Here is a 21,941-nt window from a genome sequence, read left to right on the forward strand (position 1 = left end):
AGACATCAAGCGCCAAAGCGGGACGCATGGCGGCTTTGCCAGGGAGGTGGCAATGGTACAGGAGTCTACACAGGCCGATGAGGGCCTGATCGCTGAAGGCGTCGATGAAGAGCCGATCGAAGGCAACCGGCGGCTGTTCACCGGATGGCGCCTGCAGGCTGTCGCCGGGTTTGCCGCGCTCTATGCGCTCTTTCACATGGCGGCGCTGAACGGGGTGTCGATTTCGGCCTATACCGGCATCACCATTCCCTTCCTTCCGCAGTTTCCGATGGAAACCTGGAACTTCCGCATCGTCCACATCGCGGGCGCGCTGGCGCTGGGCTTTCTGGTCTACAATGCGATGATGTTCGGCGACAGTGACGATGAGGCCGGCAGATCGGGGCCGTGGGACAAAATCGCCTACCTCCTGATGCTGCCCGCGCTGTTCGCACTGGGCACCAGCCTCTGGTTCGCCCGCACCATTGCGTCGGGTGAACTCCCCGAGATGGGCGGCCTGACCACATGGCCCGCTTTCGCCGGAACGCCGATCTATGGGCAGGAGGTCTGGTACTTTGGCGTGCCGCTTCTGGCAGCCAGCATCGGCGGCGTCGTTCTTGGCTGGCTCGAAAAGGCACCGCGCGATCAGTTCCGCGCCTCGGACATTCTGCTGGCCATCTGTGGTGTTGCGGTTGCCGCCTACCTGATCGCCATTTACGGCACCGCCGCCCGAAATTCGGTCGGGACGCCGTTCGTTCCCATTGGTGTGGCCTTCGCCGCGACTGCGGGAACCGTGATGATCCTCGAACTGACCCGCCGTGTGGCCGGTCTGGCCCTTGTGATCATCACCGGTGTGTTCCTGGTTTACACCTTTACCGCCCACCTGCTGCCCGGCATCCTTGCCGTGCAAAGCGCCTACAGCTGGCAGCGGTTCTTCGGCCATGTCTATTCCGACGCCGGTATCCTTGGCCCGACCACGGCGGTGTCATCGACCTACATCATCCTGTTCATCATCTTCGCGGCCTTCCTGCAGGCGTCCAAGGTGGGCGACTACTTCGTCAACTTCGCCTTTGCCGCCGCAGGTCGCGCGCGGGGCGGCCCGGCGAAAGTGGCGATCTTCGCCTCCGGTCTCATGGGCATGATCAACGGCACGTCTGCGGGCAACGTGGTGGCGACGGGCTCTCTGACGATCCCGTTGATGAAGAAAGTGGGCTACCGCCCCAAGGTGGCTGGCGCCGTTGAGGCGGCTGCCTCGACCGGTGGTCAGATCATGCCGCCGATCATGGGGGCAGGGGCCTTCATCATGGCCGAGATCACCGGCATCCCGTATCAGGATATTGCCATCGCGGCCATCATCCCGGCGGTGCTCTACTTCGTGTCGGTCTACTTCATGGTTGATTTCGAAGCGGCCAAACTTGGCATGCGCGGCATGCGCGAGGACGAATTGCCGAAACTCGCCAAGATGGTTCGGCAGCTTTATCTTTTCATCCCGATCATCATCCTGATCGCGGCGCTCTTCATGGGATATTCGGTGATCCGGGCCGGTACGCTGGCGACAATCGCAGCCGCCATGGTCAGTTGGCTGACCCCGTTCCCGATGACCCTGCGCGGCATTGCCAAGGCGTTCGAACTGGCTGGCATCATGTCAATCCAGATCATCGCGGTCTGTGCCTGCGCCGGTATCATCGTTGGCGTGATTTCACTGACAGGCGTGGGCGCACGCTTCTCGGCGGTCCTGCTCGATCTTGCGGCAACATCGCAACTGCTGGCGCTGTTCTTTGCCATGTGCATTGCGATCCTGCTGGGGATGGGGATGCCGACCACGGCCGCTTATGCGGTGGCCGCGTCCGTCGTCGCACCGGGGCTTGTGCAGCTGGGAATCCCGCAACTGACCGCGCATTTCTTCGTGTTCTATTTTGCGGTGCTGTCAGCCATCACACCCCCGGTGGCGCTGGCCAGCTACGCGGCAGCGGGGATCTCGGGCGCGAACCCGATGGAAACCAGCGTGGTCAGCTTCAAGGTCGGCATTGCGGCCTTCATCGTTCCGTTCATGTTCTTCTACAACAGCGCCCTGCTCATGGACGGCACATGGTTCGAGGTCATCCGCGCCGGTGTGACGGCGGTGTTCGGGGTGTTCCTCCTCTCGGGCGGTGTGCAGGGATGGTTCCTGGGTCAGCGTTCGGCATGGTTCATCCGGCTTGCGCTGATCGGGGCCGCACTGTTCATGATCGAAGGCGGTCTGGTCACCGACCTGATCGGGATCGGCGTAACCGGAGCGGCATGGCTGGTGCAAAAGCTGTTCCACCCGGATCCGAACGCGCCCATTCCGGTGCGCGGTGCAGACTGACACAACGCAGACAGGCCGGGCAAACGCCCGGCCTGTCGCATTTTGGGAATGTCTCTGGGACGCTCAGGGGCGAATGACGTAGTACCCGGAATCGTCCAGTTCCATAAGACGCACGACACCGGCTGTAACGACGCCCGCATGTTCCGTAATCGGCGGCGCCTTGCCTTCATTCTTCGTCATGCCCTTGATGGTGTTACCGCAGGCGCTGAACTTGATCTCGGGAATACTGCTCGAGATGCTCTGGATCCGGTCCATCACCGGCGAGGTGTCGGTGCGCAGCATGTGAAGACCGGCGTTGAACGTCACGATCTCGACCTCGTAGAAATCACCGGATTCACTCATGCCACGGGCAAAATTCGTGGCGACATTCAATGCCTTGTTGAACGTGGCGGGGTCATTGTCGCTGATCTGAATAGCGAGCCGTTTGGTCCCGTCACCGGCTTGCCCGGCAAAAACGGGCGAGGTGAGAAGCGCGGTCCCGGCAATCCCGGTAAGCACCGCGCGGCGTGATAAAGTCATATTGGTCCTCCCTTGGTTATGGACCCAGGGTAGATACGGAAATCCGCATGCGTCCAGAAAATTGCGCACCGCGTGGGTTTGGTTGACCTGATGGCACCCCACCGCCGATTCCTGATCTTGCTTGACCGCAGGATCTTGTGCATGGGCGGCCGCACCGCTCTTGTCGGTGCCGATGCAACCCGCTAGGACGGGCCAAACCACCGATCAGAGGTCCCAGATGCGTCTGTCCCGCTATTTTCTGCCCGTTCTCAAGGAAACCCCCGCCGAGGCCCAGATCGTCAGCCACCGGCTGATGCTGCGTGCCGGCATGATCAAGCAGGCGTCTGCGGGCATCTATTCCTGGCTTCCGCTGGGCTACAAGGTGCTGCGCAACATCGAACAGATCGTGCACGAGGAACAGATCCGCGCGGGCCATATCCCGATGCTGATGCCGACGTTGCAATCGGCAGACCTCTGGCGCGAATCCGGGCGCTACGACGATTACGGTCAGGAAATGCTGCGCATCACCGACCGGCACGGCCGCGACATGCTCTACGGTCCCACGAACGAAGAGCTGATTACCGACATTTTCCGCAGCCATGTCGGCAGCTACAAGGACCTGCCGCTGACGCTCTACCACATCCAGTGGAAGTTCCGCGACGAGATCCGCCCGCGCTTCGGCGTGATGCGGGGCCGCGAATTCCTGATGAAGGACGGCTACAATTTCGACCTGACCAAGGAAGACGCGCTGCACGCCTACAACCGTCACCTGGTCAGCTACCTGCGCACTTATGAACGGATGGGCCTGCAAGCGATCCCGATGCGCGCCGATTCCGGCCCCATCGGCGGCGACGACACGCATGAATTCCTCGTGCTGGCAGAAACCGGTGAATCCGAGGTGTTCTATGACAGCCAGATCACCGATCTGAAATTCGGCGACCGCGCCATCGACTATGACAGTGTTGAACAGTGTCAGGCGGTTCTGGAAGAATTCACCTCGCGCTATGCCCGCACCGATGAAACCCATGACGAGGCCGAGTTCGCCAAAGTCCCCGAAGAGCGCCGCCGCACCGCGCGGGGCATCGAAGTGGGCCAGATCTTCTATTTCGGCACCAAGTATTCCGACGCGATGGGCGCAACCGTGGCCGACGCCGAGGGCAACAAGGTTCCGGTGCATATGGGGTCGCACGGGATCGGTGTGAGCCGCCTTCTGGGTGCGATCATCGAAGCCAGCCATGACGACAACGGCATCATTTGGCCCGAAGGCGTGACGCCGTTCCATTGCGGGATCGTCAACCTCAAGCAGGGTGACGACGAGGCGGATGCCGCGTGTGACGCGCTTTACAACAGCCTGACTGCGATTGGTCTGGAGCCGCTCTACGACGACCGCAGCGAACGGGCCGGGGCAAAGTTTGCGACAATGGACCTGATTGGCTTGCCGTGGCGGATCACTGTTGGCCCGCGTGGGCTCAAGAACGGTGTTGTCGAACTGACCTCGCGCCGCACCGGCGAAAGCGAAGAACTGCCGCCCGAACAGGCCATCGCCCGGATTGCCGCCATCTACGGCAAAGCGACCGCCTGACGCAGATCCGCACCTTGAACGGGGCGGAGGGCATTTGTTAGCCAGAAGGCATGACACGCCTTCTGGCTTTTTTGTTCGGCGTCGCAGCGGCAACCCCGGCTGTCGCGTCCGATCCGGTATCGCTGTTCCAATCCTGGGCACGCGAGGCGGGTGCGGACACGGCACTGATGCAGGTGATACGAAATGGGGTGCCCGCTGAGGCTTTGAACCCCGATACGCCGCATGACCTGGCCTCCAACTCAAAGGCAATCACCGCGCTCTGTGTGTTGTCTTTGGTGGATGACGGCATACTGGCGTGGGATACGACGCTCACGGATGCGCTGGGGCAGGATGCGCCTCCTGCGACTGTGGCGGAACTTGTCACTCACAGCGCCGGGATCGGACGGGACTCGACTCAGCTTCGCATGGGGTTCTGGCTGAACGAGGACGAACCCCGCCACGCCCACGTGACCGAGATCGTCCTGAACCGCGGCCGCCAGCACGGCACGCGTGGTGAGTTTGCCTATAACAATGAAAACTACGCGCTCTTGGGCCGGATCATCGAATTGGTGACGGGAAAAACCTACGCCGACGCGTGCCGCACCCGCGTCTTCGACCCCGCCGGGGTGTCTGGAGATCTGTCACCGCGTTTCGGAGGCTTTGCCGCTTGGGGCGGGTGGCGGATGACAATGGCGGATCACGCGGCGCTGCTCTGGCACTGGTTCGGGCCGGAAGGCCGGGTCGGGCGCGATCCGCTGGCGCTGCCGCATATCAAGCGCGCCGAAGGCAGCTTTTACGGGCTGGGCATGAATTACGAAGCTGAGGAGACCGGGTTCCGGATGTCCCACGCCGGAGCAATTTCGATCCCGTTCGGGCCAAAAACGGGTGCCTTCGCCGTGATCTACCCATCCGGTGCGGTGGCGGCGATGGGGTATGATGTGCCCGTGGCCAAGCCAGCGCAGTTTCACGCCCTGTCGGATGGTTTGGAACCGCTTCTGCGCGATCGCTGACGCTCCGCTCCGTTTGCGTCAACGCAAACGGTGGATGGGTCGACCCATCCGCGCACCCCTCACACAGACGCCGCGACCTCGGCCACGATGCCGTCCACCACCTCGACCAGAAGCGCCTCGTCCTCGCATTCCGCCATAACCCGGATCAGCGGTTCGGTTCCCGATTTGCGGATCAACAGCCGCCCGCTGCCGTTGAGCCGCGCTTCGGCATCCGCAATGGCTGCCTTGACCGACGCGGTCTCAAGCGGCGCAACGGACGGATCATAGCGCACGTTCTTGAGCAATTGCGGCACCGGGTCGAAACTGCGCGCCAGCGCGCTCGCCGGTTTGCCGGTGCGGCACATCTCGCCAAGGAACTGCAACCCGGCCATCAGTCCGTCACCGGTCGTTGCGTAATCGGTCATCACGATATGGCCCGACTGCTCGCCACCGAGGTTCCATCCCCCGCGCCGCATCGCTTCCACCACATAGCGGTCGCCGACGCCGGTGCGTTCAAGCCGCAATCCGCGCCCGTCGAGGAACCGCTCCAACCCGAGGTTGGACATCACCGTGGCCACCAAAACGCCGTCGCGCAGGCGCTGCTCTTCGGCCCAGCGGGCCGCCATCAGCGCCATGATCTGATCGCCATCGGCCACCTGTCCGGTCTCATCGATCAGGATCACCCGGTCGGCATCGCCGTCCAAACAGATGCCGATATCGGCCCCATGTGCGACCACCGCGGCAGCCGCGAGTTGCGGATGGGTGGACCCGCAGCCTTCATTGATGTTGCTGCCGTTCGGGGTCACGCCCAGCGGGATCACATCCGCGCCCAGCTCCCACAGTACCTCGGGGGCGGCCTTGTAGGCGGCCCCGTTGGCGCAGTCGATCACCACCTTCAGCCCGTCAAGGCGCAGGTCCGCCGGGAAGGTCGACTTGACCCGCTCCTGATAGCGGAACCGTCCGTCGTCGATCCGCTTGGCGCGCCCGATGTTTTCCGCCTGCGCCGGCTCCACGCCCGTTTCGATCAGGGCCTCGATCTCTGCCTCGTCGGCATCCGACAGCTTGAACCCGTCCGGGCCAAAGAACTTGATCCCATTGTCTCGCGCCGGGTTGTGGCTGGCCGAGATCATGATACCCAGATCGGCCCGCATCGATGGTGTCAGCAGCCCGACCGCCGGTGTCGGAACCGGCCCGAGCAGCAGCACGTTCATACCTGTCGATGTCAGCCCGGCCGTCAGCGCGTTTTCGAACATATAGCCCGACTGGCGCGTGTCCTTGCCGATCACGACCCGATGAACCCCCTTCGAGTCCTGCCGGAAGTGCCGACCTACCGCAGCACCGATCCGCAGCGCCATATCCGCCGTCATGGGATACGCATTTGCCGTACCGCGTACACCGTCGGTTCCGAAAAGCTTACGAACCATCACCGAACCCCCACTCGATTGCACCCCAGAGCGCCAAGGCCTGACGTGTTTCTGTTACGTCATGCACACGTAAAACCTGTACGCCCTGTGCCGCGCCGTGCAAGGCCACCGAAACCGATCCCGCCATCCGTGTGTCGGCTGTGCCAGCCCCGGAAATCGTCCCGATAAACCGCTTGCGCGACGCGCCAAGCAATATCGGGCATCCCAAACCGTGAAAAAGGGAAATGCCGCGCAAAAGCGTCAGATTGTGTTCCAGCGTCTTGCCGAATCCGATGCCCGGATCGACGAGGATCTGATCCCGGGCAATCCCGGTCCCAACCAAAGCCTCAACCCGGTCTGACAGGAAGTCATAGACATCAAGCAGGACATCGCCATAGCGCGGCGCGGTCTGCATGGTCTGCGGATCGCCCTGTGCATGCATCACGCAGACCGGGACCTGCCGCGCAGCGCAGAGCGGCGCGAGATCAGGGTCAAATGTGAACCCGGCCACGTCATTGACGAGCGCGGCACCGGCGTCCAGTGCGGCCTGAGCCACAGGCGCCTTACGCGTGTCGATGGAGATCGGCACGTCCAGGTCCCTGGCCATTGCCGCGATTGGCCCCGCGACTCGGGCAATCTCATCGTCGACCGGAACGGTCTCTGCGCCCGGACGCGTGCTTTCTCCGCCCACATCGATGAGTCCGGCCCCTTCAGCCGCCATGTGCCGGGCCTGCGCCACTGCGGCCTCCGGATCGAGGAAACGGCCCCCATCCGAAAAACTGTCCGGTGTCACATTGAGAATACCCATAAGGGTCACGCGGTCCATCGCCATCCCGGCAATCGGGGCGCGTGCCCCGGTCAGGCGTTCCAGAACCGCCTCCGGGACTGCTTTCGCAGGAATCACCTCGGGCTTCCGGCCCCGTCCCAGCGCAACGGCTTCGGTAAACCTCAAAGGGCCACCGGCAAGGGGCAGGGCATCCTTGGGGCGGGCGAGGCCCGAACGGGGAAGGGGGCGGAAATAGCGCGTCATGGCGCGTCTTTGAAACGCAAAACGCCCTTTGACAAGCGGCTAGAGCACGCTTTCGCCGATGGCACTGTTGCGAACTGAAACATTCTCCAGTGCGGGCGTCTCTGCATCCACAACCAGCAACTCGCTGGCCTCCATTTCCTGTGCGAACCAGCCGGTCAGTGCGACCGTGTCCGTGACGCTGGTTTCGGGGCCCTCGACCGCATCCAACACAATCTTCGACGGTGCCCAGATGCAGACCTGACCGTTCTTCATCGCCCAGTCCAGTTCAGTCCGTGTGGCAACCACCTTGCAGCGGGCGTCGCGCGCGGCGAGGCACCAGCCGTTCTGCTCAATGGCCAGAAGATCGACCCGCCGTTGCGGCAGCGCCTGTCCCGCCTCCGGACGTGGCCCGTCCGGCAGACCAACGCAAAGGATCAGTGGCGCGCGTTCCGCCGACAGCTGGTCGATCCATGCTCCAAGATGCTCCGATGCCATGGCGGCGTTGGAGAGATAGACCACGCGGGGATGCGGCCGTTCCTGGCTGGCGTCCTGAGCAGCATCGCCCAGATCGCTGCGCGACCGCACGATCTCGACCCCCAGCGCGCCGGGACCTCGGTCCAGCTTTTCGATCCGCACGAAGGCGCGCAGCGCCTGCGGTTCCAGCAGAATGCGCTCTGCAATCCGCTCGGCCAGCGTTTCCAGAAGGTTGAGACGTTCGGCGGCAAGTTCCGTGGCGATCGCCTCGGTCACCCGGTCATAGGACAGGATGCGATCCACATCGTCGTCGATATGTCCAACAATCGGCTCCACCTCGACCACCACGTTGAAGCAGACCCGCTGCCGCGTGCCACGTTCAGCCTGAAACGCCCCGATCTCGACCTCGACAATGTGATCCCGCAGCGAAATGCGGTCCACCGGGCCATCATCCGCCGTGGCAATGGCCCGCTCGGACGGGTGTGCAAAAGCAAGTCGGATTTCAGAACTCATGGCGCGGCTCCCTTGTCGGTTTCTCCGGGCTATCAGAGGTCGGCAGAAACGAGAATGCCGCGAAAGGGCATATTTCACCCCGTCCGCGACATTCAAAGAGCCTTTTGGGTCAGATCAACCGTTGCTGCTGACGCGCCAGGTGTGGCGATAGAAAACATGCACGCCGATCGCAGTGGTCTTGGTATAGGTGCGCGACCAGCGCGGGCGGACGGCCGTGGTGTGGTAATGCGTGGCACCGTCGGTCAGGTTCATCGGGGCGCGACCGTCCAGAATGGCGCGCGCAACCTTGCCGACCCGTTCCCATGCGCGCGGCTCGTGGATGCGCTCGGGGATGCCATCGCATGTGTAGGTGAACTGGCACTGGTATTTCTTTCCGGTGCCCTGGTTGATCACACCGCAGACACTGTTCGGGAAGCGGCCGCTCTTGACGCGGTTCATGATCACTTCGGCCACGGCAAACTGGCCTTTGACTGTCTCTCCGCGCGCTTCGAAATAGAGCGCTTCGGCCAGACATTCCCACTGGGCTCCGCCTGTGGGCTTGTCCTGTGCATTGAGCCAGGACGTGTTGTAGATTGCCGAGTTGCGGGACACGGGGGTGACCAGCGATGTCAGGTGCGACTGACCGGCAGCGGTCAATCCGGTTTGTTCCTGTTCCAGAAGGGCTTGCGCGGCGGCCTTCGACCGATCCGCGAGCGCGGGCGACGCAAGAACAGCCGCCGCCAGGATCATTGCAAACAATCTCGTCATACCGAGTGTTTATCTCGCAACATTGTGGGTGGCAGCGAAATGCACAGAAATAAGGCAACGCCGCGCGATCGACGGGCTGTTATAGAAATTTTAGGATTTTCACAAGTTAAGCGGCCATGCGCCTCGTGCAAAGCCGGTAACCACCCCGAAATAGGGCGAAATATGGGCCACTCTTCACCGACGGCTACTTGATCTTGTCGGCCAACGCAAGTTGTGCTGCTGCCAGTCTGGCGACCGGAACCCGGAACGGAGAGCAGCTGACATAGTCGAATCCCGCTTCCCGACAGAAGGCAATTGATTCGGTATGGGCGGCATGTTCCCCGCAGATGGACAGAACCACGTTTGGACGGGTGGCGCGACCCCGAACCACGCCAAGGCGCAACAATTCTCCGACCCCTTCGGTGTCGAGGATGTGAAACGGGTCTTCCGAGAACACTCCTTGCCGCACATATTCCGACATGAACCGCCCCGCGTCGTCGCGTGAAAGGCCGTAGGTCATCTGGGTCAGGTCGTTTGTCCCAAAGCTCAGGAAATGCGTATGCTCGGCAATATCACCGGCGCGCAGGCAGGCGCGGGGGGTCTCTACCATGACCCCAAGCCGGTAGCTGAAATCAACGTCGTTTTCCGTGCGCACCGCCGACGCGACCGCCTCGACCCGCGTCCGAACGAGTTCGACTTCCCGTTTGGCTGACACCAGTGGCACCATGATCTCGGGCACGACGGTGATGCCTTCCTTCGCCGCCTCGACCGTCGCCTCGAAAATCGCGCGGGCCTGCATGTCGTAAATCTCGGGCACCGAGATCCCCAGCCGCACGCCCCGCATGCCCAGCATCGGGTTGTATTCCGACAGGCTTTCGATCCGCCGTGTCACATCGCTCACCGGGATGTCGAGGGCTTCGGCCAGCTCGCGCTGTCCCGCGCGGCTGGTCGGCAGGAACTCGTGCAACGGCGGGTCGAACAGCCGGATGCAAACCGGTTGTCCCTGCATGATCTGGAACAACTCAAGAAAATCCGCCCGCTGCATCGGAAGCACCAGTTCCAGCGCCGCCTGCCGATCCTTGGGGTCATGCGCAAAGATCATCTCGCGCATCGGCGTCAGACGCTCGGCTTCAAAGAACATGTGCTCGGTGCGGCAAAGGCCGATCCCCTGCGCCCGAAAGTGCAGCGCGGTCTTGGCGTCCGCAGGCGTGTCGGCATTGGCGCGCACCCCGATATCGCGTTCCGCATCGGCCCAGCTCATGAATGTCCGGAACGTATCGTCCAGCGTCGCCTCGATCATCTCGACCGATCCGGCCAGAACCTGACCGTTGGTGCCGTCGATGGTGATCTCGTCGCCCTCCTTGAGGACCCGCCCATCCGTCGCCACCAATGAGCGGCGCTTGACCTGAAACCGCATGTTTGCGGCCCCGACCACGCAAGGAAGGCCAAGCCCGCGCCCGATCACCGCCGCGTGGCTCGTCATGCCGCCCCTTTCGGTCAGCACGGCCGAGGCAGCATGCATCCCGCGAATATCCTCCGGGCTGGTTTCCCGGCGCACTAGTACGCAGGGGTCGCCGCGGGCCGCGCTGGCCTGAGCGGCTTCCGACGAAAAAACGATCCTGCCCGTGGCCGCGCCCGGGCTCGCCGCAATGCCGCTGCCCAGAACATCGCGCCTGGCTTTCGCCGCCACCTGTCGGTGCAGAAGCTCGGACAGGGCGCGCGGCTCGATCCGCATCACCGCTTCCTGCCGTGTGATGATGCCGTCCTCAGCCAACCGCACGACGATCCGCAGCGCCGCCCGGGCGCTGCGCTCCACGCGCACACCATCGAGAATGTGCAGTTTGCCATTCTCGATGGTAAATTCGATCTGCATTTCCTCGCGCAGCCGGGCGCGCATCAGCGCCGCATGCTCCTTGAGCGCGGCGAATGCCTCCGGGGCCAACTCCTCGAGCGACGGCCCGCGCGGGTCTTTCTCGAGGAAGATCGACGCTGCCCCGCCATCCAGCGCCTCGCGGCCCTGGCTCTGACTGAGGTAGCGGCCCGTGACCTGTGGCAGACCCGTGGACGGGTTGACCAGTTGCAGCACACCCGATCCACATTCACCGCTGCCCAGCCCAAGGGCCATTTCCTGCACAACAAGGCCAAGCCCCGCATCCACGGGCGCACCCTTGGCCTGCCGCAACAGCCGCGCCGTTGTGCCTTCCCACGCCCGCGCCATGGATCGCAGGATTTCCGCCAGTTGCACGGCGGGATCCTGCGGAAACGGCTCTTCGGCCTCTTCCTCGTACAAGACCAGCGCCTTGGCGAGCGCCGCCGGGCTGGCGCCGTCGATCTCGTCAAAGACCTCGGCATCCAGACGCGCCACGTCCACGGCGTAATTCATGATGAACCGCAGATAGATCTCGGTCGCCGCCACATCACCGATCCGGGCACACAGAGCCTTGTGCCGGGCATCGTTCATTCCGATGTTGAGGAACGCACCCGGACCGCCCCAGTCGGGATCTTCGGATGACGGCCGTACGCACAGCAGGGTGTCCGGATCGAACTCTGTCAGCAGCTCCGACACGTCGGGCCGGTATCCGCCCGCCAGTTGATGAACGGTGTCAAAGGACAGGGCCACGGTGCGCGGCACCGGCAGGTCAAGCCGCACCAGACGCTGCAGGCACTTCGCACGCCCGCCATGGGTGGGCGTGGACATGGGCGAGCTTGGTGTGATCAGCGTCACATCCGGATTGTCGGGACTTGGTTTCTGCACCGCAGCACCTCTTGAATGTGCACGCAGCATACGACTGCGCCACGCCCTGACAAGTGGCGTTTACAGCGCAGGTGTCATCCTTCGATCCGCGTAAGATCCGCAACCTGCAAACAGGTCTGACGGATCGTGTTCAACAGGTTCAGACGGTTGCGCCGCAGCACTTCGCTTTCGGCATTGACCTGCACCGCTTCGAAAAACGCATCCACCGGCCCACGAAGATCGGCCATCGCCGCCATTGCCGCGCTGAAATCCTGCGCCTTCATTGCGGGCGCGATCTTCGCCTCTGCCTGCGCCAAAGCATCGAACAGCGCGGTTTCGGTCGGGTCTTCGGCAAATTTCGGGTCGGCCCCGAACGAATACTCCACCCCGTCCTTGTCCTCGGCCTGCGTCAGGATGTTGTTGGCCCGCTTGAAGCCCTGAACAAGGTTCTCGCCGTCTTCGGTCGACAGGACGTCCTGAAGCGCGCGGGCCCGTGCCACCAACAGCGCCAGATCGTCATTGCCCGGCATTCCAAGGCAGGCGTCGATCACGTCATGCCGGACACCCTCATCCCGCAGGTAATTCTTCAGCCGGTCGTGGAAGAACGCGAGAAGATCGACGGACTTGTCGGGCAGGGCCTCTTTCATCGCATCCAATCCGGCAGTCGCGTCACCGCCGCGCTTTTCTTTAAGCGTCCGATAGGCTGCGCCAAAGACGCCGTATTCCGCAATCGCGTCGATCAGGTCTTCGACATCGCTGTCGGTGACTTCGTCGATCATCCGCGCCTTGTGTCGCACCAGCTGCGCGTCCATAAAACGGTCAAGCGAAATCGCGAGAGAGTTCTCAAGCACCAACCGGATCACCCCGAGTGCAGCCCGACGCAGCGCAAACGGGTCTTTCGATCCCGTGGGCTTTTCGTCGATCGCCCAGAACCCGGTCAGGGTGTCGATCTTGTCGGCCAACGCGACCACCACAGACACCGATGCAGAGGGCACGTCATCCGACGGCCCAAGCGGCGAATAATGCTCTTCACAGGCGGCAGCGACTTCGGCGGGCAATCCTGCTGCCGCACTGTAGTAGCGGCCCATAAGTCCCTGAAGTTCCGGGAATTCGTACACCATTTCCGAAGCCAGATCCGCTTTCGCGACCTGCGCTGCCTGTTCCGCAAGATTGGCATCCGCTCCCACGACGGGGGCCAATTCGCGCGCCAGCGCGGCAATCCTGTCGATCCGGTCGCGCTGCGAGCCCAGCTTGTTGTGGAAGGTCACCGACCCAAGCGAGTCGAGCCACGGCGCCATTTTTTCCTTCTTGGCCACGCGCAGGTCGTTCTCCCAGAAGAATTTCGCATCGGCCAGACGCGCCGACAGCACCTTCTGGTTGCCCGCAAGGATGGTCGCACCGTGATCAGCGGTCTCGCGGTTCGCCACAGTGACAAAACGTTCGATGCGCCCGGTCTTGGGGTTCTTCACCGAAAAGAACTTCTGATGCTCTTTCATAGAGGTCTGAAGCACTTCCGGGGGCAGATCCAGGAACTCAGCCCCGATCTCGCCCATCAGCACAACGGGCCATTCCACCAGACCCGCGACTTCGGCCAGAAGGCCCTTGTCCTCAACCACTTCAAGCCCACTTGCGAAAGCCTGATTGGTCGCATCCTGCCAAATTGCCTCGGCCCGTTCTTGCGCATCCAGAACGACATGGGCGCGCTTGAGCTTTGCCTCGTAATCGTCGAATCCGGTGACATCGAACGCGCCCGGCGCCATGAAGCGGTGGCCTTCGGTGGTGCGGCCCGACGCAATGCCGTCCACGTCCAAAGGCACCACCTCGGACCCGTCCTCGCGCGACAGCAGGCAGATAATTCTGTGCAGCGGGCGTACCCAGCGCAACGAGCCAGCCCCCCAGCGCATCGACTTGGGCCACGGGAAGTTGAGGATCGTGTCCTCGAGCACCTCAGCCACGATCTCGGCGGCGGGTCGGCCCGGCTTTTCGATCACCGCAAAGAACACGCGGCCTTTCTTTTCGTCGCGCTCGATCAGGTCGTCGCGGCTGACACCCGCGCCCCGCAGGAACCCCTCGACGGCCTTTTCCGGAGCATCGACGCGTGGGCCTTTGCGCTCTTCCTTGATGTCCGGCGACCGCTCGGTCAGCCCGTCCACACGCAGCGCAAGGCGGCGCGGCGTGGAATAGGCGGCGGCGCCCGCATAGGTCAGACCCGCCTCGACCAATCCATTGGTCACGCGCGACTTGAGGTCGTCAGCGGCCTTCGCCTGCATCCGTGCCGGGATTTCCTCGGAAAAAAGCTCGATCAGAAGGTCGGGCATCAATTGCCTCCAGTTTCACGTTCCGGGCAGTCTTCGCCCATGGGGCTGCCATCGTAGGCCTTGTCCCCGCAATCGTTGATTTCGTGCCAGATATAGCCGCGCCCGTCCTCGGTAACGGCGACCACGCGGTCGATCCCGAACTCGAGGTTGCGCTGGCTGGTGAACACCTGCGCGCGGCCATTGCGGATGTCGTCGCCGATGGTTTCGGCGTCAAAACAGTCAAACCATCCCGGCGCATTGCGCGGCGCTGCGCCCAGATACTGTTCATAGGTCGAGGTCAGGGTCGATAGCGGTGTTTGCGTGGTAAAACACGCTCTGAACCTGATGGGCGAGCTTTCCGAGTCAATCGCCTGAAAATCCTCGTAAAGGATCGTTTCCAGCTCTCCGTTCAGCGTGGTGAGCTGGACGTCATCGGTGCCGGTCGGCGTCACCGTTTCGTAATAGGCGTAAACCTGCAGGTAATACATCGCCACCCCGGCGACGAGCGCGCAGACAAGAATGACGATCCCAAGGATTTTACCGGTCATCGTCTACTTCCAATCCATGTTCACACGCGGGCGGGTCATTTCCGCGGCCTGCGCCCGCAGCGCATCGGTACGCGAAAGAAGGTCAGGTATGCGGCTTTCGTGGGTTTCGACGAACAGATGCCCGATCCGATTTTTTACCGGATGGTCAAAAAGCGCCTCCAGCAGCGGCACTTCGGCCCCTTCGATGTCCATCTTGATCACCGCGATCTCGCCGCCGAGGCCGTCCAGAAAGGCGGGAAAGTCGATCACTTTGACATCCACGGCGCTGTCGGTGTCGATATTGCGCTTCTGCGCCATGAGCGAGGACGACTGCGATTGCTCGACCGGATCGGCGTCGAACGCGGCTGTCCGGTAAAGCGGAAACGTCCCGTCCTCGGTCCCGGCCGCCGCCTCGATCACCTCCACATTCGGCACGTCGGCCAATCTTGTGCGCAGCTCAGCCGCCGTCCACGGGTCCGGTTCGAACGCATAGACCTTGGCCGCATGGGCCGCCATCGTCCGCGTGTGCTGGCCCAGATTGGCCCCGAGGTCGATGCAGATCTTCCCACTGGCCCCAGCCAAGGCATTCCGAAACTCTGCCTCTGCCGCCGGCGCAAAAAGCTTGCGCAGCTTGCGGCGGTATTTCAGCCCAAGCTCTCCCGGCAGGTGCTGCAACAGGCCGTATTTGGCCCGCCGCAGTGGCGTATTTCGGTGGGCGGATGCCATCAGGCGGCATACCCCCCGGCTTCGGTCAGCACAAAGGCATCCGCACAGCGTTTCGCAAGCGCGCGCACCCGCCCGATATAGCTTTGCCGTTCGGTGACCGAGATCACGCCGCGCGCGTCCAGCAGGTTGAAGATATGGCTGGCCTTGATGCACTGGTCATAAGCGGGATGCGCCATGACGATCCGCTTGCCGGTCTTCGGATCATCCTCGGCGTGATTCAGAATCCGCGCACACTCGGCCTCGGCTTCTTCGAAGTGGCGCAGCAGAACGTCCGTATCTGCCACGTCAAAGTTCCAGCGCGAATATTCCTGTTCCGTCTGGCGGAACACGTCGCCATAGGACAGTGCAATCGGCGCGTCCGGATCGTTGTAAGGCATGTCCATAACGTGATCGACGCCCAGCACATACATCGCCAGACGCTCCAGCCCGTAGGTCAGTTCGCCCGAGACCGGATGACAGTCATGTCCGCCAACCTGTTGAAAATATGTGAATTGCGACACTTCCATGCCATCGCACCACACTTCCCAACCCAGACCCCACGCGCCCAGCGTCGGGCTTTCCCAGTCGTCTTCCACAAAGCGGATGTCATGCAGCGACATGTCGATTCCGATGGCCCGCAGCGATCCGAGATAGAGCTCCTGAAGATCAGGCGGCGACGGTTTGATCAGCACCTGGTACTGATAGTAGTGCTGCAAACGGTTCGGGTTCTCGCCGTAACGCCCATCGGTCGGACGGCGCGACGGCTGCACATAGGCGGCGGCCCACGGACGCGACCCAAGCGACCGCAGCGTCGTTGCCGGGTGGAACGTGCCCGCACCCACTTCCATGTCATAAGGCTGCATCACCGCGCAGCCCTTTTCGGCCCAATAGGTTTGCAGACGCAGGATGATCTCCTGAAAACTGCGCGGCTTCGTGATGGTCTGATCCATGGTGCATCCACCCCGGTTTCGTGTTGGCGCCTGATTAGGCGCACGGGGCACGGGGGTCAATTGCACGCGAGCGCCTAATTTTCGCGTTCCAGTACCGGCGCAATCTTGCTAGAGCTTGACGCCGAAAGAGGTTTTTCGGGCAGGTGGCAGTCGAATGATGCGCAATTTTTTGTTTTCCGTGCTGGCAACATGGGTGTTTCTGGTTCAATCGGTGTCTGCGCAGGAGAGTGTCTACGTCCAGATTGAATCGCAGCCCAGCCTTTCGGCTGCCGAAGACAGCCTGCGCGGCTATGCCTCGCGTCTTCCCGATGTGAACGGCTTTGACCTCGGACGGGGATGGTACGGCATCGCGCTGGGTCCGTATCCCCGTGACGAGGCAAACCGCGTACTGCGCACCCTGCGCGCACAGCGCCTTATCCCGAGCGACAGCTATCTGGAAGGTCCGGACCGCTACGGCCAGCGCATCTGGCCCATAGGGGCCGGGCCGGCCACGGTGCCTGCGGTGACGGCCCCCGAGATCACGGCCCAGCCTGAACCACAGGAGGTTGACGAAACCCCGCGTGAGGCCCGGGCATCCGAAGCTCTGCTTTCACGCGAAGAACGCGAAGCGCTGCAGATCGCCCTGCGCTGGGCCGGGTATTACAACGCCGCCATTGACGGCGCGTTCGGCCGTGGGACCCGGTCTTCGATGGCCGAATGGCAAACCGCAAACGGATTTGAACCGACAGGCGTTCTGACCACGGCCCAGCGGGCCGAACTGTTCCGCCAATATAACGCGGTTCTCGAAGGGATGGACATTCAGACCGTGCGCGACACCCGCGCCGGGATTTCCATTGATCTGCCGCTGGGTGCGGTGGCCTTTGACCGCTATGACAGCCCATTTGCCCATTTCGATCCGACAGGCACCGTCGATGGCGCCCGCGTCCTGCTGATCAGTCAGCCGGGTGACCGTGACCGTCTTGCCGGGCTCTACGAGATCATGCAGACGCTCGACATCGTGCCTCTGGACGGACCACGGGAGCGCAACCGCGACAGCTTTACGCTGACGGGTCAGGACAGCCGCATCGTGTCCCACACAGAGGCCCGACTGGACGGCGATGCGATCAAGGGCTTTACCCTCGTCTGGCCCGCTGGCGATGAAGAACGCCGTCGGCGGATCCTTGCGGCGATGCAGTCCAGCTTTGCGCCGATCGACGGTGTGCTCGACCCGGCGGTGATTGCCGAGGACAGCCAGAGCGTCGATCTCGTGGCCGGGCTTGCCATCCGCCAGCCCAAGCTCACGGCGTCGGGCTTTTTCGTCGACCGTCAGGGCAGGGTGCTGACCACCGCAAGCGCCGTGGAAAACTGCAGCCGCATCACCCTCAACAGCGATCACGACGCTGAAATCCTGGCAAAGGATATTGGACTGGGTCTGGCCGTGCTGCAGGCGACACAGCCTCTTGCGCCGACGGCCATCGCTCAGTTCCGCGAAACCACGCCGCGCCTGCAATCCGAAATCGCGGTCGCGGGGTATTCCTTTGGCGGTGTCCTTCCGGCAGCGACAATGACCTTCGGCCGGCTGGCCGACCTGCGTGGTCTGAACGGCGAAGAAACCCTGAGCCGCCTTGCGATCAGCACGCTGGACGGCGATGCCGGCGGACCGGTTGTGGATGACGGCGGCGCTGTGCTGGGCATGTTGATCCCGCACGATGCGGGTGGGCGGCAATTGCCGGACGAGGTGAACTTCGCCACCAAGAGCACAGCGCTGCGCGAGGCCCTGTCGCGTGCGGGCATTTCGGCGCAATCGACCCCGAACCTGCCACGGCTCGATCCGGTCGATCTCACGGCGCAAGCTACGGCGATGACGGTCCTGGTCAGCTGCTGGGAGTAGTGCCGCGTCGGAACAGCCGTTGCAGCGCGCCCCATTGGCTGATCAGAACGCCCAGCAGGATGAGGCCCATCGCAAGCAGAAGCGTGACGCGGAACGGCTCGCCCAGAACAAGGATGCCAAGGAGCACCGACCACATTGGCACCTGGTAGCTGACCAGTGACATGAACACCGGCCCCGCGCTGCGTATCACGAGGATGCGCAGCATATTGGCTCCGGCGGTCGGGATCAGCCCCAGAAGCGCAACGATGAACAGAGTCTCGGCGTCCGGAAGAGGCGGCAGCCCTTCAACGACGACCGCCGCGGGAATGACCAGCAGCGATCCGAACACGAGCGCCAGAGCGGCGAGGCCGAACGGGTCAATCGGTGGCAGGCGGCGCATCAGCACCGAACTGATGGCATAACAGGTTGCCGCCCCGATGCAGGCCAGTCGTCCGAACGGTTCCAACGGATCGCCACTGGACGCGAACGCCTGTCCCCCCAGCAGCACCGTCACCCCGACAAAGCCGACCACCATTCCGATCAGCCGGCGCGGCGTGATCCGCTCTCCCGGAACGAAGACATGCGCAAGCGGCAGCATGATGAGCGCGCCCGACGCCATCGACACCCCGGCAAAGCCTGAGGTCACGGATTGCTGCCCCCAGCTGAGCAGCATGAAGGGCACCGCCGAATTGAACAGACCCGAAAGCGCCAGCGCGCCCCAGGCCGTGTCCTCTGTCAGAAACAGCTTCCCGCCACGCAACTGCCAGACGGCGACCGCCAGCAGGGCGGCAAACCCGATCCGCCCTGCGGCCAGCCAGAACGGCGTTATCCCCCGAAGCGCCAGTTCGATAAAGAGAAACGTCGCGCCCCAGACAAGGCCCAGCGTTGCAACCATAGCCCAGTTGGCCGGGGTGATTTCGGGTTGTGAGTGCATAAAAAATGGGCATCCTGAGCGGAAGGTCGCCCGGATGCGGCGCAGGTGGTTGCAACCGCATCCGGTTCACGCTGCTCTGTAGACCGCTGCCCCGGGCGCGGCAACGCCCCTCGATACGCGATCGCCATTCTTTTCAGGAGGACCACATGGACGTGTTTTTCATTCTGCCGATCATCATCCTGCTCGTGTTGCTGGCATGGTGCCTTGTGCAATTGAAAGACGGCCTCTGATCGGGATCTGCGCGCGCTTTCCGTCAACGGAAAGCCGCGATGCGTCGACGCATCGCCCCCTGCCGCCCGTACAAAAAAGGGCGGCCAACAGGCCGCCCCCATCTGTGCTGTCTGATCGCGACGATCAGTTCTTCGACTTGTCGACCATCTTGCCGGCCGAGATCCACGGCATCATGCCGCGTAGGGTCTCGCCGACCTTCTCGATCTGGTGCTCGTCGTTGATGCGACGGGTGCCTTTGAAGAACGGCTGACCCACAGCATTTTCCTGCATGAAGTCACGCACGAACTTGCCGGTCTGGATGTCGCTGAGAACCGCCTTCATGCGTGCCTTGGTCTCGTCGTAGGGCAGGATGCGCGGGCCCGACACGTACTCGCCGTATTCGGCGGTGTTCGAGATCGAGTAGTTCATGTTCGCGATGCCGCCTTCGTAGATCAGGTCGACGATCAGCTTCACTTCGTGCAGACACTCGAAATAGGCCATTTCCGGCTCGTAACCGGCTTCCACGAGGGTCTCGAAGCCCATGCGGATCAGCTCAACGAGGCCACCGCAGAGAACAGCCTGCTCACCGAAGAGGTCGGTTTCGCACTCTTCGCGGAAGTTGGTCTCGATGATGCCCGAGCGGCCGCCACCGATGGCGGAGCAGTAGGACAGACCGATTTCCAGCGCGCGGCCGGAGGCATCGTTGTGAACGGCCACGAGGCAGGGCACGCCGCCGCCCTTGGTGTATTCGCCGCGCACGGTGTGGCCCGGACCCTTGGGCGCCATCATGATGACGTCAACACCCGGCTTCGGCTCGATCAGACCGAAATGCACATTGAGACCGTGGGCGAACGCGATGGCTGCGCCTTCTTTCAGGTTGTCGTGCACGTATTTCTTGTAGGTTTCTGCCTGAAGTTCATCGGGCATGGTGAACATGATCAGGTCGCACCAGGCCGCCGCTTCGGCGATGCCCATGACCTGAAGGCCTTCACCTTCGGCTTTCTTGGCCGACGCCGAGCCTTCGCGCAGGGCGACGACAACGTTCTTCGCGCCGGAGTCGCGCAGGTTCAGCGCGTGGGCGTGGCCCTGAGAGCCGTAGCCGAGAATGGCCACTTTCATGTCTTTGATCAGGTTGATGTCGCAATCGCGATCGTAATAAACGCGCATGGTTTTCCCCTCGTCTGCGTTTCGATTGATCGGCACAATAGGGAATTCCCATGCAGGTTGGCGGCGAACTGAGCGTTTCTTTTCGGAATTGCGGGGATTTCATTCGTAGAAACGACATGATACGCAGAATTCATGCTTGACGCGACCGATCACCGAATCCTGCGCCAGTTTCAGGCGGCCCCCGATCTGCCCATGGCCGATCTGGCCGACAGGGCAGGGGTTACCCCAACCACGCTGGCCCGCCGCCTCGACAAGATGCGCGACGCAGGGGTGATCCGCGCCGTGCGTACCGTCATCAACTGGCCCGCGCTGGGCTACACGGTCGAGGTTTCGCTGCGCGTCACCCTCGACAAGACCCAGCCACGCGCCTTTGACGAATTTCTTTCTGAGGCGCGCAAAGTGCCTGAGGTGATTGAAGCGCAGACCTTTCTGGGGCAGGTGGATGCGCGCCTGTCGGTCATCGCCCGCGACATGCCGCATTACCAGCAGGTCTACCGCGACAAGCTCCTGACCCTGCCGCACATCGCGGATATCGAAGCATTGATGCACGTCGCCCGCGTCAAATTCGACGAGACCCTGCCGCTGTGATCGACCTCGACGACACCGACCGGGCCATGATCCGCGCCGTGGCTGCTGATGCCCTGATCAGTGCCGGGGCACTGGGGCGCCAGTTGGGCCTGAGCCAGCCAGCCGCGTGGCGTCGCCTGAAACGGCTGCGCGATGCGGGTGTGTTCCGTGGCCCGCGCCTTGATCTCGATGCACAGGCGCTTGGCTTCAGCGTGACGGTGTTTCTAGGCGTGAAACTGGCCACCAAGGGGCGTGTGAGCCTTGAGGACTTCGAACGCGCCGTGACGGCGATCCCTGAGGTGCAGACGGTGGAGCACGTGTTGGGCCTCTACGATTACCGCCTGCGCGTTGTCGCCCGCGACATTGCCGATTTCGAACGCGTGCTGCGCCGCCGGATCATGACCCTGCCGGGTGTGGGGAATATCGACGCCAATGTGCTTCTGTCCGAAGAACGTCTGCCCGGTCCCATCGGCTGAGGCGATGCGTCGACGCATCGCCGTTTCGC

Annotated in this window: 19 protein-coding genes; 7 read left to right on the forward strand and 12 right to left on the reverse strand. The window is 62.8% G+C overall.

The annotated features are described in order from the left end of the window. The first annotated feature begins 52 nt into the window (after positions 1–52). Positions 53–2,323 (forward strand): TRAP transporter permease, encoded by a 2,271-nt coding sequence (locus MGEO_RS08950; protein ID WP_085636380.1) that lies wholly within the window; start codon positions 53–55, stop codon positions 2,321–2,323. A gap of 63 nt (positions 2,324–2,386) precedes the next feature. On the opposite strand, the gene MGEO_RS08955 is transcribed toward MGEO_RS08950, so the two are convergent. After that, positions 2,387–2,842: a DsrE family protein gene (locus MGEO_RS08955; protein ID WP_085636381.1), complete on the reverse strand. Its 456-nt coding sequence runs from the start codon at positions 2,840–2,842 to the stop codon at positions 2,387–2,389. Positions 2,843–3,059: 217 nt separating this feature from the next. Here MGEO_RS08955 and proS point away from each other — a divergent pair, with 217 nt between their 5' ends. Then, a complete protein-coding gene (gene proS / locus MGEO_RS08960) occupies positions 3,060–4,403 on the forward strand; it encodes a proline--tRNA ligase (protein ID WP_085636382.1) in 1,344 nt (447 codons plus the stop codon). 50 nt (positions 4,404–4,453) lie between these two features. Further along, complete coding sequence (locus MGEO_RS08965; RefSeq protein WP_085636383.1) at positions 4,454–5,392, forward strand: serine hydrolase domain-containing protein; 939 nt, start codon at positions 4,454–4,456, stop codon at positions 5,390–5,392. 59 nt (positions 5,393–5,451) lie between these two features. On the opposite strand, the gene glmM is transcribed toward MGEO_RS08965, so the two are convergent. The 9 genes from glmM to MGEO_RS09010 all read right to left on the reverse strand — a co-directional run bounded on the left by glmM (position 5,452) and on the right by MGEO_RS09010 (position 16,709). After that, on the reverse strand, positions 5,452–6,795 hold the full coding sequence (glmM, locus tag MGEO_RS08970) for a phosphoglucosamine mutase (protein WP_085636384.1): 1,344 nt from the start codon (positions 6,793–6,795) through the stop codon (positions 5,452–5,454). Further along, positions 6,785–7,804 (reverse strand): dihydropteroate synthase, encoded by a 1,020-nt coding sequence (gene folP, locus MGEO_RS08975; protein ID WP_085636385.1) that lies wholly within the window; start codon positions 7,802–7,804, stop codon positions 6,785–6,787. Before folP ends, glmM begins: the two co-directional genes overlap by 11 nt. A gap of 39 nt (positions 7,805–7,843) precedes the next feature. Beyond that, on the reverse strand, positions 7,844–8,770 hold the full coding sequence (locus tag MGEO_RS08980) for a dihydroneopterin aldolase (protein ID WP_085636386.1): 927 nt from the start codon (positions 8,768–8,770) through the stop codon (positions 7,844–7,846). 114 nt (positions 8,771–8,884) lie between these two features. After that, positions 8,885–9,517: a cell wall hydrolase gene (locus MGEO_RS08985; protein ID WP_085636387.1), complete on the reverse strand. Its 633-nt coding sequence runs from the start codon at positions 9,515–9,517 to the stop codon at positions 8,885–8,887. 184 nt (positions 9,518–9,701) lie between these two features. Further along, on the reverse strand, positions 9,702–12,281 hold the full coding sequence (locus MGEO_RS08990; RefSeq protein WP_085636388.1) for a putative PEP-binding protein: 2,580 nt from the start codon (positions 12,279–12,281) through the stop codon (positions 9,702–9,704). Positions 12,282–12,325: 44 nt separating this feature from the next. After that, positions 12,326–14,548 carry a glycine--tRNA ligase subunit beta gene (gene glyS / locus MGEO_RS08995; RefSeq protein WP_085636389.1) on the reverse strand — a complete coding sequence of 741 codons (2,223 nt, stop codon included), beginning with the start codon at positions 14,546–14,548 and terminating at the stop codon, positions 12,326–12,328. Beyond that, a complete protein-coding gene (locus MGEO_RS09000; RefSeq protein WP_085636390.1) occupies positions 14,548–15,075 on the reverse strand; it encodes a DUF6446 family protein in 528 nt (175 codons plus the stop codon). Before MGEO_RS09000 ends, glyS begins: the two co-directional genes overlap by 1 nt. 3 nt (positions 15,076–15,078) lie before the next feature. After that, positions 15,079–15,780 carry an FkbM family methyltransferase gene (locus MGEO_RS09005; protein WP_085636391.1) on the reverse strand — a complete coding sequence of 234 codons (702 nt, stop codon included), beginning with the start codon at positions 15,778–15,780 and terminating at the stop codon, positions 15,079–15,081. Beyond that, positions 15,780–16,709 carry a glycine--tRNA ligase subunit alpha gene (locus MGEO_RS09010; RefSeq protein WP_085636392.1) on the reverse strand — a complete coding sequence of 310 codons (930 nt, stop codon included), beginning with the start codon at positions 16,707–16,709 and terminating at the stop codon, positions 15,780–15,782. Before MGEO_RS09010 ends, MGEO_RS09005 begins: the two co-directional genes overlap by 1 nt. A gap of 154 nt (positions 16,710–16,863) precedes the next feature. Here MGEO_RS09010 and MGEO_RS09015 point away from each other — a divergent pair, with 154 nt between their 5' ends. Next, entirely contained in the window at positions 16,864–18,579 is a 1,716-nt protein-coding gene (locus MGEO_RS09015) for a trypsin-like peptidase domain-containing protein (RefSeq protein ID WP_085636393.1), read from the forward strand. Here MGEO_RS09015 and MGEO_RS09020 read toward each other — a convergent pair. After that, complete coding sequence (locus tag MGEO_RS09020; protein WP_170102900.1) at positions 18,563–19,492, reverse strand: DMT family transporter; 930 nt, start codon at positions 19,490–19,492, stop codon at positions 18,563–18,565. The genes MGEO_RS09015 and MGEO_RS09020 overlap by 17 nt on opposite strands. A 5-nt stretch (positions 19,493–19,497) precedes the next feature. Between MGEO_RS09020 and MGEO_RS21155 the strand changes: the two genes are divergently transcribed. Continuing rightward, complete coding sequence (locus MGEO_RS21155) at positions 19,498–19,722, forward strand: hypothetical protein (protein ID WP_143746256.1); 225 nt, start codon at positions 19,498–19,500, stop codon at positions 19,720–19,722. A 124-nt stretch (positions 19,723–19,846) separates the two neighbouring features. Here the strand turns inward: MGEO_RS21155 and ilvC are convergent, their stop codons facing one another. Next, entirely contained in the window at positions 19,847–20,869 is a 1,023-nt protein-coding gene (ilvC, locus tag MGEO_RS09025; RefSeq protein WP_085636394.1) for a ketol-acid reductoisomerase, read from the reverse strand. Positions 20,870–21,001: 132 nt separating this feature from the next. Here ilvC and MGEO_RS09030 point away from each other — a divergent pair, with 132 nt between their 5' ends. Together MGEO_RS09030 and MGEO_RS09035 are read left to right on the forward strand one after the other, a co-directional pair. Beyond that, complete coding sequence (locus MGEO_RS09030; RefSeq protein ID WP_085636395.1) at positions 21,002–21,457, forward strand: Lrp/AsnC family transcriptional regulator; 456 nt, start codon at positions 21,002–21,004, stop codon at positions 21,455–21,457. Then, the gene (locus MGEO_RS09035) at positions 21,454–21,912 is read left to right on the forward strand and encodes an Lrp/AsnC family transcriptional regulator (RefSeq protein WP_085636396.1); all 459 of its coding nucleotides are present in this window, start codon (positions 21,454–21,456) and stop codon (positions 21,910–21,912) included. Before MGEO_RS09030 ends, MGEO_RS09035 begins: the two co-directional genes overlap by 4 nt. The last annotated feature ends 29 nt before the right edge of the window (positions 21,913–21,941 follow it).

Source organism: Marivita geojedonensis (genome assembly GCF_002115805.1).
Lineage (GTDB): Bacteria > Pseudomonadota > Alphaproteobacteria > Rhodobacterales > Rhodobacteraceae > Marivita > Marivita geojedonensis.